The 12736-nt window shown below is 69.3% G+C and carries 12 protein-coding genes; 3 read left to right on the plus strand and 9 right to left on the minus strand.

The genetic code is table 11. The features are described 5' to 3' along the window. Nucleotides 1-21 precede the first annotated feature (21 nt). Both WMR31_RS01245 and WMR31_RS01250 read left to right on the plus strand, forming a co-directional pair. Nucleotides 22-762: a hypothetical protein gene (locus tag WMR31_RS01245; RefSeq protein ID WP_340536950.1), complete on the plus strand. Its 741-nt coding sequence runs from the start codon at nt 22-24 to the stop codon at nt 760-762. After that, nucleotides 759-2402: a glycoside hydrolase family 13 protein gene (locus WMR31_RS01250; protein ID WP_340536951.1), complete on the plus strand. Its 1644-nt coding sequence runs from the start codon at nt 759-761 to the stop codon at nt 2400-2402. The genes WMR31_RS01245 and WMR31_RS01250 overlap by 4 nt, the downstream gene beginning before the upstream one ends. Here WMR31_RS01250 and WMR31_RS01255 read toward each other — a convergent pair. The 5 genes from WMR31_RS01255 to WMR31_RS01275 all read right to left on the minus strand — a co-directional run bounded on the left by WMR31_RS01255 (nt 2380) and on the right by WMR31_RS01275 (nt 7303). Continuing rightward, on the minus strand, nt 2380-2868 hold the full coding sequence (locus WMR31_RS01255; RefSeq protein ID WP_340536952.1) for a MarR family winged helix-turn-helix transcriptional regulator: 489 nt from the start codon (nt 2866-2868) through the stop codon (nt 2380-2382). The genes WMR31_RS01250 and WMR31_RS01255 overlap by 23 nt on opposite strands. Next, the gene (locus tag WMR31_RS01260) at nt 2868-4499 is read right to left on the minus strand and encodes an MDR family MFS transporter (RefSeq protein WP_340536953.1); all 1632 of its coding nucleotides are present in this window, start codon (nt 4497-4499) and stop codon (nt 2868-2870) included. The genes WMR31_RS01255 and WMR31_RS01260 overlap by 1 nt, the downstream gene beginning before the upstream one ends. Before the next feature lie 85 nt (nt 4500-4584). After that, complete coding sequence (locus tag WMR31_RS01265) at nt 4585-5760, minus strand: NAD(P)/FAD-dependent oxidoreductase (RefSeq protein ID WP_340536954.1); 1176 nt, start codon at nt 5758-5760, stop codon at nt 4585-4587. Beyond that, nucleotides 5757-6119: a bifunctional 3-phenylpropionate/cinnamic acid dioxygenase ferredoxin subunit gene (locus WMR31_RS01270; protein ID WP_340536955.1), complete on the minus strand. Its 363-nt coding sequence runs from the start codon at nt 6117-6119 to the stop codon at nt 5757-5759. The genes WMR31_RS01265 and WMR31_RS01270 overlap by 4 nt, the downstream gene beginning before the upstream one ends. Further along, nucleotides 6119-7303, minus strand: coding sequence for an aromatic ring-hydroxylating oxygenase subunit alpha (locus WMR31_RS01275; RefSeq protein ID WP_340536956.1), 1185 nt, complete (start codon nt 7301-7303; stop codon nt 6119-6121). Before WMR31_RS01275 ends, WMR31_RS01270 begins: the two co-directional genes overlap by 1 nt. 106 nt (nt 7304-7409) lie before the next feature. Here WMR31_RS01275 and WMR31_RS01280 point away from each other — a divergent pair, with 106 nt between their 5' ends. Further along, the gene (locus tag WMR31_RS01280) at nt 7410-7979 is read left to right on the plus strand and encodes a TetR/AcrR family transcriptional regulator (protein ID WP_340536957.1); all 570 of its coding nucleotides are present in this window, start codon (nt 7410-7412) and stop codon (nt 7977-7979) included. Between the two features lie 11 nt (nt 7980-7990). Here the strand turns inward: WMR31_RS01280 and kynU are convergent, their stop codons facing one another. The 4 genes from kynU to WMR31_RS01300 all read right to left on the minus strand — a co-directional run bounded on the left by kynU (nt 7991) and on the right by WMR31_RS01300 (nt 12718). Continuing rightward, the gene (gene kynU / locus WMR31_RS01285) at nt 7991-9232 is read right to left on the minus strand and encodes a kynureninase (RefSeq protein ID WP_340536958.1); all 1242 of its coding nucleotides are present in this window, start codon (nt 9230-9232) and stop codon (nt 7991-7993) included. Beyond that, the gene (locus tag WMR31_RS01290) at nt 9222-10112 is read right to left on the minus strand and encodes a tryptophan 2,3-dioxygenase (RefSeq protein ID WP_340536959.1); all 891 of its coding nucleotides are present in this window, start codon (nt 10110-10112) and stop codon (nt 9222-9224) included. Before WMR31_RS01290 ends, kynU begins: the two co-directional genes overlap by 11 nt. 23 nt (nt 10113-10135) lie before the next feature. Continuing rightward, on the minus strand, nt 10136-11311 hold the full coding sequence (locus tag WMR31_RS01295; protein WP_340536960.1) for an FAD-dependent oxidoreductase: 1176 nt from the start codon (nt 11309-11311) through the stop codon (nt 10136-10138). 186 nt (nt 11312-11497) lie between these two features. Then, nucleotides 11498-12718, minus strand: coding sequence for a PucR family transcriptional regulator (locus WMR31_RS01300; protein WP_340536961.1), 1221 nt, complete (start codon nt 12716-12718; stop codon nt 11498-11500). Nucleotides 12719-12736: the final 18 nt, after the last annotated feature.

Raw genomic sequence — 12736 nt, forward strand, 5'->3', positions numbered from 1 at the left:
TCGGCTTGTAGCCTGGCAGCCGTGTCCGAGTACGAAGCCCTGACCGTCCCCGCCCGATTCAACGGTCCCACCTCCTCCGGCAACGGCGGCTGGACCGCCGGTGCGATCGCGAGCCGGCTCGCGCCGGGCCCGGCGCGGGTGATGTTGCGCGTCCCGCCGCCCCTCGACGTCGAGCTCGACGTGGTCGCCGGCGACCTCGCCGGATCGGTCGAGGCACGCCGGGGCGACACCGTCGTCGGCATCGCGGCCCCGGCCGAGGCCCCGGCTCCGGTCGAGCCGGTCGCCGCCGACGTCGCCCGGGAGGCCGAACGCCGTTACTCCGGTCTCACCTCGCACCCGTTCCCGATGTGCTTCGCGTGCGGCACCGGGCGGGCCCAGGGCGACGGCCTGCGGATCTTCCCCGGCCGCGTCGACGACGACGGCGAGGGGCGGGTCCGCGTCGCGGCCACCTGGACTCCCGACGCGAGCCTGGCCGACCCGGAGTCACCCGACGTCACGACCCTGCCGGTCGCGTGGGCCGCGCTCGACTGCATCGGCGGCTGGGCCGGCGATCTGGAGGAGCGGCTGATGGTGCTCGGGTCGATGACCGCCGAGGTCTCCGAGCTGCCCCGGGTCGGCGAGGAGTACGTCGTGGTCGGCGGCTCGCGCGGCGACGACGGTCGCAAGACCTTCACCGCGTCCTCGCTCTACACTGCCGACGGCCGCCTCCTGGCCAGCGCCGAGCACGTGTGGTTCGCCGTGGACCCGAAGGACTTCCTGTGAGCAGCGCTCCAGACGCCGCGCGGCAGCAGTCGCCCTGGTGGCGCGAGGCCGTCATCTACCAGGTCTATGCCCGCAGCTTCGCCTCCTCCGGCACCCGTGCCGGGGGCCCGGACGTCGGCGACCTGCCGGGCATCACCGCGCGACTCCCCTACCTGCGCGACCTCGGCGTCGACGCCGTGTGGATCACGCCGTTCTACACCTCGCCGCAGCACGACCACGGCTACGACGTCGCCGACTACCTCGACGTCGATCCGCTGTTCGGCACGCTCGCCGACGCCGACGACCTCATCGCCGCCGCACACGATCTCGGCCTCAGGGTGATCGTCGACCTGGTGCCCAACCACACCTCCGACGAGCACGAGTGGTTCCAAGCCGCGCTGGCCGCCCCTCCCGGAGGCCCCGAGCGGGCGCGCTACCTCTTCCGCGACGGCAAGGGGCCCGACGGGGACGAGCCACCCAACAACTGGCAGTCGGTCTTCGGCGGCCCCGCCTGGACCCGCGTCGAGGACGACGGGCGCCCCGGCCAGTGGTACCTCCACCTCTTCGACTCCACCCAGCCCGATCTCGACTGGCGCAACCCCGAGGTCGGCGACATGTTCGAGCAGGTGCTGCGGTTCTGGCTCGACCGTGGCGCCGACGGGTTCCGCGTCGACGTCGCCCACGGGCTGCTCAAGGAGGCCGGGCTGCGCGACCAGATCCTGTCGCCCGGATCCGAGGGCCGCGACCTGAACCAGGTGCGCGAGGAGGCGATGATCGCCCGCACCGACTTCGACGAGCCGATGTGGGACCAGCCCGAGGTGCACGACGTCTACCGCCGCTGGCGTCGGGTGCTGGAGGAGTACCCGGGCGACCGGATGGACGTCGCCGAGGCCTGGGCCAAGTCGCTGGACTCGGTGGCGCTCTATGTCCGCCCCGACGAGATGCACCAGGCCTTCAACTTCCTGTGGCTGCTGGCCGACTGGTCGGCGGCCGAGTTCGCCGACGTCGTCACCGACACGTTCGCGGCACTCGATCCGGTGGGCGCGACGCCCACGTGGGTGCTCAGCAACCACGACGTCGTCCGGCACGCCACGCGCTACGGCGGCGGCGAGCGCGGACTCGCGCGGGCGCGGGCCGCCACGTTGACGATGCTCGGGCTGCCCGGCTCGGCCTACCTGTACCAGGGCGAGGAGCTCGGGCTCGAACAGGTCGACGTCGCACCCGAGGACCGCCAGGACCCGTCGTGGTTCCGCACCGGCGAGGTCGGCCGCGACGGGTGCCGGGTGCCGATGCCCTGGTCGGGATCCGCCGCGCCGTACGGCTTCTCGCCCGACGGCGAGGGCCAGCCGTGGATCCCGCAGCCCGACGACTGGGCCGCGCTCACCGTCGAGGCACAGACCGGCGACCCGGACTCGACGCTGGAGTTCTACCGCCGGGCGCTTGCGCTGCGGCGCACGTTGCCCGACGTCCGCGGCGTGACGGTTGAGGTCGACGGCGACCTCCTGCTGATCACCCGCGGCGAGGTGCTGATCGCGCTGAACTGCGGGTCCGAGGCAGTGGCCCTGCCCGCGGGCGAGGTGCTGATCTCCAGCCGAGCGGTGGAAGGTGACCGGCTGCCTGCCGACACCGCGGCGTGGATCAGGACAGCCCGGCCGAGCTGAGCGCCTCCGCCTCGGGGTGCGGGGCGAGCTCGAGCGCCCGGTTGTAGCGGCCCAGCTCGCCGGCGAAGGAGGCCAGCTCGTCGTCGGTCCAGTCGGCCAGCCGCTCGCTGAGGCCCTTGTGCCGGTGCGCGGCGACGTCGGCCATGCGCGTGCGGGCCTCGGGGGTGACCGAGATCAGCACGGCGCGGGCGTCGGTGGGATCCTTCTCGACCTCGATCAGGCCGAGCGAGACCAGGTGCTTGACCTGTCGGCTCACCGCGCCCTTGTCGAGGTCGAACTGCTCGGCGATCACCGAGGCGCGTACCGGTCCCTCGCGCTCGATGCTGCCGAGGATGAGGTATCCGGACGGCTGGAGGTCCTCGTGGACCGCACGGGCCCTGACCCAGAGGACCCGGCGGATCCGCCGCACGAGGATGCCGACCTCCGACTCGAGGTCGCGCAGTGACTGGGCCCGGTTCTCGCCCATCACGCCTCCTTGGCCGGCACGGGAACGGTGGCTCCCGGCTCGGCGCTCACCGTGTTGTCGACGGTGGTGCGCAGCGGGACCTCCTTGATGAAGAGGACGCAGACCAGCGCGAGGACGGCGAACGGCACGGCGATCATGAAGATGTGGCCGATCGAGGTCCCGAAGGCGTGCTCGTAGAGATCGCGGAAGGGCGCCGGGAGGGAGTGGAGGTCGGGGATCGAGCTGGTCTTGTGCTCCTGCGCAGGGAGCGCGACTCCTTGCTTGGCAAGCTCGACCGCTCCGGACTTCACCTCGGCGGTGACCTGGTGCGAGAGCACCGCTCCGAGCACCGAGACGCCGATCGATCCGCCGAGGGAGCGGAAGAAGGCGACCACGGAGCTGGCAGCGCCCATGTCGGAGAGCTGGACGACGTTCTGCACCGAGAGCACGAGGTTCTGCATGGTGGCGCCGAGGCCGACGCCGACCAGCGCCATGTACACCCCGACGAGGACGAGGGAGGTGTCGGCGTCGATGGTCCCGAGGAGGGCGAACCCGGCGATCACGAGCACGAGGCCGCCGACGAGCCAGTTCTTCCAGTAGCCGGTGGCGCTGATGATCCGGCCGCTGACGATGCTGGAGACCAGGAGCCCGCCGACCATCGCGATCGACATCAGGCCCGCCTCGGTCGGCGTCATGCCGCGGGCGAGCTGGAAGTACTGGCTCAGGTACACGGTCGCACCGAACATGGCGACGCCGATCATCACCGAGGCGGCGGTGGCCAGCGCGATGGTGCGGTCGCGGAACAGGCGCAGCGGGATCACCGGCTCCTTGGCGATCCGGCCCTCGACGTAGATGGCCGCGGCGATCACGGCCAGGCCGCCGACGACCAGCAGGGCGCTGGTGGTGGAGAGCCAGTCGAAGGACGATCCGGCGAGCGAGACCCAGATGAGGAGCAGGCTGACGCCGCCCACGATCAGGGTGGCGCCGAGGTAGTCGATGGAGACCTCGCGGCGCACCACCGGCAGGTGCAGGGTGCGCTGGAGGACGACGAACGCGGCCAGCGCGAAGGGCAGCCCGACGAAGAAGCAACCGCGCCAGCCGAGGGGGCTGTCGACGACGAGTCCGCCGATGAGCGGGCCGCTCACGGTGGCCGTGGCGAAGACCGCGCCGATGTAGCCGGCGTAGCGGCCACGCTCGCGCGGGGAGACCATCGAGGCGATGACCACCTGCACCAGCGCGGTGAGGCCGCCGACACCGAGGCCCTGGACCACGCGACCGCCGATGAGGACACCCATGCTGGGCGCGAACGCGGCGATCAGGGAGCCGATCGTGTAGATGACCAGCGCGCCCTGCACCAGCAGCTTCTTGCTGAACAGGTCGGCCAGCTTGCCCCAGATCGGGGTGGTCGCGGTCATCGCCAGTAGCGTCGCGACGACCACCCAGGTATAGCCGGACTGGGTGCCGTCGAGGTCGGTGACGATGCGCGGGAGCGCGTTGGTGACCACGGTGCTCGACAGCATCGCGACGAACATCGCCAGGAGCAGACCGCTCAACGCCTCGAGCACCTCGCGGTGCGTCATCGGGGCCGGCGACTCGCTGATCGACTGGACTGAGGATGTGCTGGCCGGCGGGGTGTGTTCGGTACTGCTCACGCGGGTGGACTCCATGCGGGTTAGAAGGTTGCCGCGTGCAACCATATTCCCGGATCGTTGACATGGACAACCAACGTGACACGGTTCACGCCGTCGAGGGCACCTTGCCGACACTACGGCGGGCTCGGCCGAACCCCCGTGGGTCCGACACCGACGCGACCGCTCGGATCACTCCACCAGCCTCGTCGTCGTGGAACGTGGCCGTGAACGATTCGCCGCTGGGATCCCCCGCCACCTCACAGCGCAGGTGCGCCGCCGGCCGGCCAAGGACCTGGAGCCGCAGCCCGTACTGGTCCGACCACACGTAGTCGAGATCGACGGACTGCTCCGATGACGGCAACCCGAGCAGGGTCCGCGCGGCGACACCGGCCTGCCGCAGCGCCGCGGTCCAATGCTGCCTCCTCCGGTGCGCGCCGTCGGCATCGCGCCAAGCGGAGCAATCCCCCACCGCGACCACTCCTGCCCGGACCAGCCCCGAGTCGTCGCACAGTACGCCGTCGGCCACCGGCAGGCCGGAGTCGGCGAGCCACTCGACGTTCGGCCGACTACCCACCCCCACGAGCACGACATCAGCCGGCAGGACCCGACCATCGAGGAGGCGCACCCCGGACACGCGTGTGGAGCCCTGAAGCTCACCGACCGCGCTCCCGGTGACGATGCCGACGCCGTGCCGCTCATGATGGACTGTCAGCACGCCGGAGAGCAGCGGCCCGAGCTGCTGCTCGAGCAGGACGGGCTGAGTCTCGACGATCGTGACGTCCAGTCCGAGTCCAGCCGCGGTCGCGGCGACCTCGGTGCCGATGAAGCCACCGCCCACGACGACGAGGCGGGATCCCGCGACGAGGTCGGCCCGCAGCGCGTGCGCATCGCGAAGCGACCGCAGGACGTGGACACCCTGCTCCGGGCCGAACGGCGAGTCGAGTCTGCGCGCCCGTGCGCCGGTCGCCACCACCACGGCGTCGGCCCGGAGGCGCTCACCGGCCGAGGTGAGCACCTCCCGCGTCTCGGGGACGAGACGCACTGCGCGAGTCCCGGTGCGCAGCACCACGCCGTCGACCGGCATGTCGAGTGCAACCTGCTCGAGGCCGAGGGTGCCGTCGAGGAAGCCCTTCGACAGTGGAGGCCGGTCGTACGGCGCGTGCGGCTCTTCGCCGAGCACCGTGATCGCACCGTCGAAGCCCTCGGTGCGCAGCGCACGCACGGTCTCGACACCGGCCAGCGAGGCACCGACCACCAGCACCGAACGGGGCGAGGCGCTCACGAAACGCCCCCGTCGGCAGGTACGGGGAGCTCGACGAAGAGCTCGCCGTCCTCGTCCACGACCGGGTAGGTCGCGACGGCTCGCGTCGCGGGCGGCCCACTCGGCTCGCCGGTGCGTAGGTCGAAGAAGCTGGCATGCAGCGGGCACTCGATGAGGCAACCTTCGAGGAAGCCGTCGGACAGGGCGGCATCTTGGTGGGTACAGCGGTCATCGACGCCGAACACACCCTCCTCGGTGTGGAACACCGCGATGCGGCGTCCGCGCGCCTCGACCACCGCGACCTCATCGAGCCGAAGGTCGGCGAGCAGGCCCACGCGGACCCGCTCGGCGACCCCGGCATCACCAGCGGCGGTGTCCATCAGGACTCACGCGCCATCAGGTCGCGGTACCAGTCGTACCAGAGACTGATCTGGAGCTTCTCGGCCGGCGCCAGCACTCCGCCGTCGCGATAGACGCGCGAGGACATGTTGGGCTGGCACCACTCGGCAGCATCGAAGTCCTGCTTGTTGACCGCGTCGAAGAGCGCTACGGCATCGGACAGGTCGTGGTCCTCCGACGCCGCGACCTCGGCCGGGACCAGCCAGTCGCACACCGCGCGAGTCCGGGTCGCGGAGATCGGCTCGAACTTGTGGGTGATGACGTGGTCGGGGGTCAGCGACAAGAACGCATTCGACCGTAGGGTCATGCCGAAGTACTTCAGGTCGTCGTCCTCACGTAGGCCGGGCAGACGCGGCAGCGAGCGCTTCCCGGAGAGGGTGAACCCCTCACGCCCCTCGGCGAAGTAGTAGCCGTCGGTGTCGTAGCCGTTGGCTGAGGTGTCGCTGGCCTGGAAGGCCGGGATCGCCTCAACGAGCTCGGGGTGGATCGTGCCGCAGTGGTAGCACTCCTGGAAGTTCTCGAAGATCAGCTTCCAGTTCGCCTCGACCTCGTAGACGACCCGCTTGCCGACGACGAGGTTGGCGATGTCGTAGCGCTCCAGCACCTCGAGGTTGTCGCCGAGTCGATGCGCGACCTGGGGCTGGAGATAGTCGGCCAACGGGCCCGCGTCGTCGTCGAGGTTGACCCAGACCATCCCGTTCCACACCTCGGTGCGTACCTCGACCAGGCTCCGTTCGGCCTTGTCGATGCTCGCCATCGCCTCCCAGTTGGGCGCGGTGATCAGGCCGCCGTCGAGCCGGTAGGACCAGGCGTGGTACGGGCAGCGAATCGCGTTGCCGGCATTGCCACGCTGCTCCAAGCACAGGCGGGCGCCACGGTGTCGGCAGACGTTGAGGAAGCCACGGATCTGCTCGTCCCGACCGCGCACCACGATGACGCTCTCGCGACCGACGTCGGCGCGGAGGAAGTCGCCCTTCCGCGCGATCTCCTCGGCGCGGCCGACGTAGACCCACTCGCGTTCGAAGATCCGGACGAGCTCCTGCTCGAAGATGTCCTGGCTGGTGTATGCCTCCCCCGCGAGCGTCGGGGCGAACACGTCGTCGGTCGGGCTCGACGAGCCTGCCTGGTCGGAGGCGAACTCCCGGGGCTCGATGGTCTGCGTCACGATGACTCCTCGGAATTCTTGTAACGTTCGTTTCAGGAACTCGAATGTAACGCGCGTTACACTTACTCGTCAAGAGATTCCCCACCGCCTGGAAAGGGGCGCGACCGTGCCTCGACCCGTCGATCCGCTCCGTCGCGAGCAGGTGCTGGAAGGCGCGATCATCTTCCTCGCCGAGCACGGTCTCGCCGGGCTCAGCCTGCGTCGACTGGCCGCTCACCTGGGCGTCAGTACGAACGTGATCTCCTATCAGTTCGGGTCGAAGGAAGGACTGGTCGACGCCGCGCTCGCCCGCGCTCGGTCGGCGAGCACCGAGATGCTGATGGCCACCCGCACCGAGGACCCCGACGTCACGGTCGCCGACGCGGTCCGCCGCACTTGGGCCTGGTGGCGTGCGGCGCCCGAACGCTTCGCCTATCCGCGGCTCAACGTCGAGGCGATGATGACCTCCGACGCATCGGCCTTCGAGCAGGGCCGCCGCCCAGAGCTCGTCAACTTCTGGATCGACTTCTTCATCGACTGGTTCGTAAGCGAGGGTCGGTCCCGCGCACATGCCGAGGAGCTCAGCACGTTGCTCAGCGCCACCCTGAGCGGGCTGATGATCGACACTCTGTGCACCGGGAGCATCGACCGCGTCGATCGCTCCCTAGAACGTCTCGCACTGATGATCGAGCCGTAGCCGGATTATTCTCAGCCCGCCAGCACATCGTGCACGAGGGCGAGTGCCATGACTACCTCCGTGAAGCTCGTGCTCAGCGGAGACATCCCAGCACGCAGACCCCGCGGCCGACGGAAGTCGGGGATGACTCCCCTTCGCCAGAGCTCGGCGACCACCTGCTCCATCGAGGGGTGCTCCAGGGTGACATGCCCCCCGCGCACTGCCGGGTCGCGCGGCGAGGCAACCTCGACATCCAGCGGCGCCAGCGCCTCGTCGGCGATGCGCACCACGAGCTCTGTCAGCTGCACCGACTTCGCGCGGATCGCGGCCATTCCGGTTCTCTCGATCAGGGTGACCATGTCCTCGACCGGCAGCATCGCGAGGATCGGTGGCGTGCCGCTGATCAGGCGACGGATGCCCGGCGCGGCGGCATAGGACTCGCCCATGGCGAAGGGCTCGGCGTGTCCCATCCAGCCCGTGATCGGCTGCTCCAGCCGATCGTGCAGACGCGTATTGACGTAGGCGAATGCCGGAGCGCCGGGTCCGCCGTTGAGGTACTTGTAAGTGCAGCCCACCGCGAGATCGACCTCGGCGTCGTCCAACCCGACCTCGACGGCGCCGGCGGAGTGGCACAGATCCCACAGCACGAGAGCTCCGACGCCGTGCGCCGCGGCAGTGATCGCGGGGAGGTCGGCGATGAAGGCCGACTTGTAGGCGATGTGGCTCAGGACGACGAGAGCAGTGCTCTCGTTAACCACGGCAACGACGTCGGCGACGCGGACGCCGGTCGCCGGGTCCGGGCGGATCCAGCGCACGGTGAGGCCGAGTTCGCGTGCGGCGGACTCCACGATGTAGCGGTCGGTCGGGAAGTTCTCCGTGTCGGCGACGATCTCATTCCGCCCGGGCTGCGCCGCCAGACCAGCCCGAACGAGCTTGTACAGGAGGACCGTGGTCGAGTCGGCGACCACGGTCTGCCCGGGTCCGGCACCCAGTACGGCGCGGCCGATCAGGTCTCCGAGCTCGAGGGGACGCGCCATCCAGCGTTCGTCCCACGATCGGATCAGCCGCTCGCCCCATTCCCCGTCCATGAACTCGACGAGGCGGCGCCGCGTGACGTGCAGAGGACGTCCGAGCGAGTTGCCGTCGAGGTAGGCGACCACGCTCTCGGGAGTCACGAACTCGCCACGACGGGCGCCCAGCGGGTCGGTACGGTCGAGGTCGATGGCCTCCTGCACGAGGTGGTGTGGAAGCCGGTGGAGGACGTCAGTCGACATCGGCGTCTCCACCCCGATCTCGGTCCGTGGCACCGATGCCGGTGCGCACGGAGTAGAGCTCGGGGAAGAAGGTCAGGTCGAGGGCCCGCCGCAGGAAGTCGACGCCGGAACTCCCCCCGGTACCGGTCTTGAAGCCGATCGTCCTCTGAACGGTGCGAAGATGCCTGAAGCGCCACAGCTGGAACGCATCCTCTAGGTCGACGAGGTCCTCGCACATGGCGTACTCGACCCAGTACGCACCGGTGTCGTTGTAGATGCTCAGGAAGACCGCGATCAGTTCGGGCTCCTCCACCCAGGCGCGTCGCACGTCGCGCCCGAGCACTCCCTGCGGCACATCGTGGCCGCGCCGGGCGAGGAAGCGGAGGAAGGCGTCGTAGACCGTGGGAGTGTCGAGCAAGTGACGCAGTTCCGAATGAACCTCGGGCTTGGCCTCGAAGACCGTGAGCATGCCTTCGTTCTTGTTTCCAAGAATGAACTCCACCGACCGGTACTGGTAGGACTGGAACCCCGAGGAGGAGCCCAGAGAGCTCCGGAACTCGCCATATTCGCTAGGTGTCAGCGTCGCGAGTACCGACCACTGCTCGGCCAAGGTGCGGAAGATGTGCTTGACACGGGCAAGGGCCTTGCCGGCCCGGCTGACGTCATCGACCTCCAGGTAGTCGCGGACGGCGTTGAGCTCGTGCAGCACGAGCTTGAACCAGAGCTCGGTCGTCTGGTGCTGGATGATGAAGAGCAGCTCGTCGGGGTGGACGGGGTCGCTCACCGGATGCTGGGCACCCAGCAACCGATCGAGGTCGAGGTAGGACCCGTAGTCCATCCTGTTCCGGAAGTCGGTGCGGATCCCCTCCTCGATCGGCCGCTCGCCCTCACTAGCCGACATCGCATCCGCCGTGATCGATGCCGTCACAGGCCGAACACGGGGACGAAGCCGGGGTCAGTGAGACCGGGACGATCGACGCCGAAGGCGTCGATGCGATAGGAGGAGCGCTCCTCGACCACCAGCTCAGAGAGGATCTCCCCCAGCAGACCGGCGAACTTGGCCGCATGGCCAGCTCCATTGCCGACGATGACCCGTGGGTGGCCCGGCATGGTGTCGAGGATGAAGTCGCGGTCCGGTGGCATGTCGTAGATGCAGGTCTTGCTCAACAGCTCGAAGCCGGCCGCGTCGGGCAGGCGCTGTTCGAGGAAGTCCATGAGCATCGCCGTCTCCTCCTGAACGGGCTCGAAAGACCGGGTCTCGGTGGTGACGAACCGACCCGACATGTCGCGAGCGAGCTTGATCGCCACCTCGCCGTAGACGGGGAAGCCGTAGAGCAGCTGCGGTCCGTACCAACCCCATACCGCGAATCGGTCGGGAGTGAACGCACGCAGGTCGCGGGGGACGACGTAGGCGACCTGCTCCTGGGAGACCGTGGTCGTCCAGGTCTGTCCGAGCGGGCCGAGCAGCTCGTCAGCCCAGGCTCCGGCGCTCACGACGACCTTCTGCGCGGTGAGCGTCTCGCCGTCTGCCAGGTGCACCCGGACGCCGTCGGGCAGGCTCTCCAGCGCGGTAACCTTCGCGTTGCCTCGCAAGGTAGCGCCGCCGGCTGCGGCGAGCGCGCGGTGCACCTGGCCGGCCTTGCCGATGTCGACGAACCCCATGTCGGGTTGGTGGGTGATCAACGCCGGCTCTGGCACCGACCACTGCGGGAACCGCTCGGCGAGCTCGGCGTTGCGCCAGGCCTCATAGGGGTGTCCATTGTCCTCGAGGATCTTGCGATAACGATGGATCGTGTCCTCGCCCGAGGTTCCCTCCAGTCCGATCTCGACTCCCCCCGTGCGGACGAGCACGGGTACCCCGCTCTCGGCGACCAGCCGGTCCCAGTTGGCGAAGGCAGCCGCGGTGAGACGGCCGTACTTGTTGTCGTGGTAGCTGTGCCGAATGGCGCGATGATGGTCCACCGAGGCGCCGCGTCCGTGGCCAAGGTCGTACTGATCGAGCAGGAGCACATCGGCCTGGCCCCGCTCGGTCAGCCAGTAGGCCGTCGCGCTGCCGAGTGCGCCGGCGCCGATCACGATCGTCTGGAGATCCGTCGTCATGCGCCGACGCTAGTGCCACCGATGTGAGCCACGACTCGGTCGGACGTTGGGACCTCCGTCCCCCGCACTCCTACATCTGCCGAATCGTGGGGCGATCGTCGGTGGGCTAGGGAAGCACTGATCAATGTGGGTGGATGCCAGCGCCCGGGCGGCGCTGGCGCCATCCCGGCATTGATCAGTGGTTCCCTAGGAGTGACGCGCGGTCGCGGAGCGCGGTGCGGCGAGGTCGCCCTCGGCCCTCTTGACCACGAGGTCGCTCAGCTTGAGCGCCAGGTGCAGGCGTAGCCGGTCCTCGCCGTTGGCGAGCACGACGTCGAGGAGACGCTCGATGTTGGCGAGTCGCCAATACAGCGTCGTGCGATGGATGTGGAGCGTGGCAGCCGCCTTCTGCGCATTGCCGCCCTCGGCGAGATAGACGCGGACCGTCTCCTCGTACATCTCATTGCCGGGCTCCCACAGCACGGCACTACCCGGGCACAGCCGTTCGAGCCCGGCAGCACTTCGCTCGACCGACTGGAACACCGCATACGGTCCGAGCTGGCTCCAGTCGGCGACGCCGCCGAAACGGTCGACGCACGCGGCGACCTCGGCGGCATAGCGCGCATCCGGAATCGCGTCGCGGACATCGAGCAATGCTTCAACCGCCCGCATCCCGAGGACATAGGTCGGGGCCACTGAGGCGAACGCGCCGAGGAGTACGTCGCGACGGCTCTGGGTGGCCAACACGACCAGCTCTCCCATCCGCGGGATTCCGCAGAGCGCGACGCGACGGCCTGCGCGGCTGCGCAGATCGCTCGCAACCCGCCGCAGCTCGGCGTCGGCCTCTTCGAGACCGACCGCCTCGATGCGGTCTTCGCGGGAGTGCACCACACAGGCCAGGTACGGCGCCCGCCCCTCCAACAGATCGCTGTCGCGCAGCATCTCCGCAGCGGCGTCGCGCACCGGATGTTCGGCGCGCACGAGGTTGTCGACCAGCCGGCGCCCCGCCTCGGATGCCTCCGCCTGACGCGCGAAGCGTTCACTGAGCACCTGACCGATCTCTACCGACCGGGCCTCGGCTTCGGCGATCTGCTCCGGGGTAAGCGTGGGATCGTCGATGAGCCAGAGGTAGCCGTGGTGGTAGCCCTCGTCCAGGATCGGGATGACCAGTCGGGGCAAGGTGCCGAGGTCGGCGTTCGGTGGGATCCGCACCGGCCCCTGAGACTGCTGCACCCGGCAGTCGGTGATCATCTGCCTGATCGGCGCCAGCGTGCGGCGTTGCAGGATGTAGTCGATCCGCGACTGGTCGACCGCCCCCAGCTGGGTGCTGATCGCCAGGGGCCGGAACGCCGAGTCGTCGAGGATCACCGAGCGCCCAAGATGCTCAGCGAGCCGTTCTGCGATGACCTGAAGACGATCCTCGAGCATCGGACTCCTCCCCCTGCA

The sequence above is a fragment of the Nocardioides epinepheli genome, from assembly GCF_037936805.1.
Lineage (GTDB): Bacteria > Actinomycetota > Actinomycetes > Propionibacteriales > Nocardioidaceae > Nocardioides.

Bases quoted from the DNA above. Each gene is read 5' to 3' on its own strand.
- WMR31_RS01255 (WP_340536952.1), bottom strand. From the start codon at position 2,868: ATGGGCGAGAACCGGGCCCAGTCACTGCGCGACCTCGAGTCGGAGGTC.
- WMR31_RS01295 (WP_340536960.1), bottom strand. From the start codon at position 11,311: ATGACGACGGATCTCCAGACGATCGTGATCGGCGCCGGCGCACTCGGC.
- WMR31_RS01270 (WP_340536955.1), bottom strand. From the start codon at position 6,119: ATGGACACCGCCGCTGGTGATGCCGGGGTCGCCGAGCGGGTCCGCGTG.
- kynU (WP_340536958.1), bottom strand. From the start codon at position 9,232: ATGTCGACTGACGTCCTCCACCGGCTTCCACACCACCTCGTGCAGGAG.
- WMR31_RS01290 (WP_340536959.1), bottom strand. From the start codon at position 10,112: ATGTCGGCTAGTGAGGGCGAGCGGCCGATCGAGGAGGGGATCCGCACC.
- WMR31_RS01300 (WP_340536961.1), bottom strand. From the start codon at position 12,718: ATGCTCGAGGATCGTCTTCAGGTCATCGCAGAACGGCTCGCTGAGCAT.